This is a genomic window from Kitasatospora sp. NPDC001225 (genome assembly GCF_053597855.1).
The window spans coordinates 1-3734 of the sequence record NZ_JBSFJC010000288.1 but is presented as its reverse complement, the minus strand read 5'-3'; the positions used below and the strand labels follow the sequence as shown (position 1 = coordinate 3734).

Annotated in this window: 4 protein-coding genes; all 4 read left to right on the top strand. The window is 72.8% G+C overall.

All coding sequences use genetic code 11. The features are described from left to right. The first annotated feature begins 256 nt into the window (after positions 1 to 256). The 4 genes from ACWDCZ_RS39310 to ACWDCZ_RS39295 all read left to right on the top strand — a co-directional run bounded on the left by ACWDCZ_RS39310 (position 257) and on the right by ACWDCZ_RS39295 (position 3606). Complete coding sequence (locus tag ACWDCZ_RS39310) at positions 257 to 463, top strand: hypothetical protein (protein ID WP_449818469.1); 207 nt, start codon at positions 257 to 259, stop codon at positions 461 to 463. A 64-nt stretch (positions 464 to 527) separates the two neighbouring features. Continuing rightward, a complete protein-coding gene (locus tag ACWDCZ_RS39305) occupies positions 528 to 1268 on the top strand; it encodes a hypothetical protein (protein WP_449818468.1) in 741 nt (246 codons plus the stop codon). A 2-nt stretch (positions 1269 to 1270) separates the two neighbouring features. Further along, positions 1271 to 2575 carry a UDP-N-acetylglucosamine 1-carboxyvinyltransferase gene (locus tag ACWDCZ_RS39300; RefSeq protein ID WP_449818467.1) on the top strand — a complete coding sequence of 435 codons (1305 nt, stop codon included), beginning with the start codon at positions 1271 to 1273 and terminating at the stop codon, positions 2573 to 2575. Next, positions 2572 to 3606: a serine hydrolase domain-containing protein gene (locus ACWDCZ_RS39295; protein ID WP_449818466.1), complete on the top strand. Its 1035-nt coding sequence runs from the start codon at positions 2572 to 2574 to the stop codon at positions 3604 to 3606. The genes ACWDCZ_RS39300 and ACWDCZ_RS39295 overlap by 4 nt, the downstream gene beginning before the upstream one ends. The last annotated feature ends 128 nt before the right edge of the window (positions 3607 to 3734 follow it).

Genomic DNA, 3734 nt, shown 5'->3' with positions numbered 1-3734 from the left:
GTGCTACCGGGCCCTGCTCGCCGCCGAGGAGACGGCCCCGCAGGAGGTTCGCCGGGGTGCCGTCCGCGACCTCGCCGTCGGCCTGCTGCGGTACGACCGCCGGCTTCCGGGAGTGCGCGACTTCGCCGCTCGGGCAGGTGTGCAGCTGATCTGACCCGTAGTCGGACTACGGGCCGTAGTCCGACTACGGATCGCGGCAGCGAACCGGCAGTTCACTGGGACAGTCAACCCGTCCCAGGCTGCGGAGGCTCCCGCCATGCCGACGCCCAGCACCTCCTCGATCTCCACCGGCCCCCGGCACGCCGCGCCGTCGAACCGCGACCGGTTCGGTGCCTTCCTGACGGCCTCCTGGGCCACCCTGCACGTGCCCGTGCTCGTCCTGTTGGGCATCTCGGTGCAGCACCAGGCCGACGCCCGTCCGGAGGCCGCGGCCACCGCCCCGGACCTGCCCGCCGCCCCGTAGGCGTCGGCGTTCTCATCGGCTCCACACCCGTCTTCCACTCGCTCGTCCGAGAGGAGAACCGGCCATGCACCGGCTGTCCATCGCGTCCCCGTTGAACACCGAACTGGACCGCATCGACTACCGCACCACCCCCGAGTACTACATCGACACCGAGCAGGTCACCGACCCCGTCGTCGCGCACCTGCTCGGCCGCTGCCCGACCGTCTTCGGGCTCAAGAAGGCCATCGCCGACCTGCTGACCGGGCAGCTGGACATCGAGATGCCCGAGACCAGCGGGACCATCGAGCCCGGTGCCGTCGTCCGAGGCACGGTGACCGTGGCCGCCGGGGCCGTCATCGCCGAGGGTGCGGTCGTCACCGGCCCGGTGCTGGTCTGCCCCGGTGCCGTGATCGACGCCGGCGCCCGGGTCCGGGACCACACCGTCATCGGCCCCGGCTGCCGGATCGGCTGGGGAGCCGAGATCACCCGCTCCCTGCTGACCGGCGGGGTCTTCATGAAGCACACCAGCTTCGTCGGCGACTCCGTCCTCGGCATCGGCGTCAACATCGGCGCGTTCGTGTCCACCACCGGCCTGCGCGTCACCAGCGGACCGGTCACCGAACCGGCCACCGACGAGGTCTGCGCACGCCTCGACGGGCACCGCGTCCCCACCGGCCAGACCAAGTTCGGCGCCGTGATCGGCGACGGCGTGATCGTCCCCGCCGGCACCGTGCTCCAGCCCGCCACCCTCATCGGCGCCCACACCACCCTCTACCCCCGCACCCAGATCGGCGGGTTCTTCCCCGCCGGAAGCCAGGGAAGGTGACCATGACCTCCACCACGACCTCCGACCGGCTCACCCTGCGGATCACCGGCGGCCGCCCGCTCCACGGCAGCACCACCGTTCAGGGCAGCAAGAACATCGCCCTGCACCTGTACGCGGCCGCGATCCTCGCCGACCAGCCGCTCACCCTCACCGGCGCCCCCGCGATCCTCGACACCGGAGTGTGCGCGGAGATCCTCCACCGCACCGGCACCCGCGCCACCGTGACCGACGGCGAGTTCGAGACCCGGCCAGCCGACTCCTACTTCCCGGTCATCCCGGACGACCTCGGCCGTCGCATCCGCACCACCGCGGTCATGGCCGCAGCCCTGCTGACCCGCTGCGGCAAGGTCACCTTCCCGCTGCCCGGCGGCGACGCCTTCTGCGCCCGCCACATCGACCTGCACCTGGCCGCCATGGCGGCGGCCGGCGCCGACGTCGAGGTCAACCGAGGTCGCGTACGTGCCCGTTTCCCCGACTCGAAGCGGTTGCCGTTCATCACCACGGTCAGCACCAGGAAGTGGGGTCCCAGCCTGGGCGCGACGGTCACCGCGATGCTGCTGGCCGCCCGCACCCCCGGCACCTCGTCGATCCTCGGTCCGAGCATCGAGCCCGAGGTCACCGTCACCGCGGAACTGCTCGCCCGCTCCGGCGTCGGCATCACCTGGCAGGGCACCGAAGCGCTGCACGTCACCGGCACCGACCGCATCGCCGGCGGCGTCTTCCCGGTCCCGTTCGACCGCTTGGAGGCCGCCACCCTGGCACTCGCCGCCGCGATCACGGGTGGGGACGTCCACCTCGACGCCTTTCCGCCCAGCGGCTTCCCGGCGGGTCTGGTGTCGGTCTTCGCCGACGCCGGGATCCTGCTGACCGCCGAACGCGCCGGGACGACGGTCGCCGTGCCGGCGGGACTGCGCGCGGTGGAGGCGGCGACCGGCCCGCACCCGGGCTACCCGACCGACGTCCAGCCCCAGCTGACCGCCACCCTCACCCGCGCCGCCGGAACGTCCCGGATCGACGAGCGGATCTACAGCCGGCGCGACAGCCACCTCGCGGCGCTGCGGCAGTTCGGCGCCGTCGTCAACGCCGACGGCCCGGTGATCACTGTCGAGGGCCCGTCCAGGCTCCTCGCCGCTGACGTGGCGGGCGAGGACATCCGGGCGGTGACCGCGCTCGTGCTCGCCGCCCTGGCGGCCGAGGGGACCTCTACGATCCGGGGCATGTACCACCTCCGGCGCGGCTACGGCGATCTGCTGGCCAAACTCTCCGCGCTCGGAGCCGACCTGACGATCAACCAGGAGCTTCCGTGAGCAACACCCGACCGTGGCCGTCGGACACTGTCACCGAACTGCAGCAGTGCCTCGACCTGCTGGTCGACGACGGCGCCCTGCCCGGCGGCGTCCTCGCCTACGGCACGCGCGGCAGCAAGCCCGCCTTCGCCGCCTCCGGCATCGTCGCGCCCGAGTGCGGAGGCAAACGGCCCGGCCCCGACACGGTCTACGACGCCGCGTCGCTGACCAAGGTCCTGTCCACCTGGCCGCTGATCGGCCTGGCCGACGGCATCTCTGCGGACACCCCGGTGAGCGACCTGCTGCCGGACCTTCCGAACCAGGCGCCCGGTGGCCAGGTGACGGTCGGGCAGATCCTCGCGCACACCTCCGGCCTGCGGGCCGACACGCGCCTCGACCAGTACCGGAACCGCACCGAGCCCCTGGCCTCGCTGATCTGCGGCGAGCCGCTGATCGCCGAACCCGGCGCCGGCCACCGGTACATCAACCGCGGGTTCATCCTCCTCGGACTCGCGCTCGCCCGCGTCCACGGCCGCCGCCTGGATGAACTTGCCGTCGACCTCTGGCAGTCCCTCGGCATGACCCGCACCACCTACGGGCCCGTCAGCCGGTCCTCCGAGGTCGCCCCAACCGAGAAACGGCTCAACGGCGGCCCGCGCCTGTGGGGCATCCCGCACGACGACAACGCCGGCCTGCTCGGCGGCGTCGCCGGCCACGCCGGGGTGTTCACCACCCCGGCCGACCTCGCGGCGTTCGCGGACCGGCTGCTCGCCGCGCACGCCGACGGAAGTGGCTTGGGCTCCTGGCTGCGCACCAGTATGGAACCGCAGGCCGACATCGAACCCGGCCTCCAACGAGGCCTTGCCTGGATCCTCGCCGACAGCGGCCGCATCGCCTACCACCACGGGTTCACCGGCACCAGCCTCTACCTCTCCCCCGGCACCGGCCGCTACCTGGCCCTCTGCACCAACGCCGTCTACCACCACCAGGACAACCGCACCCGCCTCGCCCCGCTCCGCGCCCTCGCACTCAAGGCCGTCACCGCCGACTGAGAGGACCCCTGCCGTGCCCCAGGACACGCTCGCGTCGCTGACCACCCTCCAGCTCGGCGGGCCAGCCAGGACCGTCCTGACCATCTCCGACCCCGCCCACTGGCACGACGTCGCCCGTACGGTCGGCC